This is a genomic window from Vogesella mureinivorans, assembly GCF_007644035.1.
Taxonomy (GTDB): Bacteria; Pseudomonadota; Gammaproteobacteria; order Burkholderiales; family Chromobacteriaceae; genus Vogesella; species Vogesella mureinivorans.
Genome location: NZ_VMTV02000371.1, coordinates 1 through 266, shown reverse-complemented (window position 1 = coordinate 266; position 266 = coordinate 1). Strand labels below are relative to the sequence as shown.

Below are 266 nucleotides of genomic sequence, written 5' to 3'. Positions count from 1 at the left end.
TCAGGCCGCGCGACGCAGGGCCTCGATGCGCTCCGGCAGCGGCGGATGGCTCATGAACAGGCGCTGCAGGCCGGCCGCCATGTGGCCGCTGATGCCGAACGCGGCGACTTCGCGCGGCAGGGTGTTTTCGCCGTGCTGGGCCTGCAGGCGCTCGAGCGCGGCGATCATCTTCTGCTTGCCTGCCAGCTTGGCGCCGCCCTCGTCGGCGCGGAACTCGCGATGGCGCGAGAAGGCCATGGCGATCATCGAGGCGAGGATGCCGAGCA

At 71.1% G+C, this 266-nt stretch carries 1 protein-coding gene; it reads right to left on the bottom strand.

The annotated features are described in order from the left end of the window. The coding region (locus tag FLQ44_RS11055) for a M48 family metalloprotease (protein ID WP_147694439.1) at nucleotides 1-266 on the bottom strand (266 nt) is incomplete at its 5' end.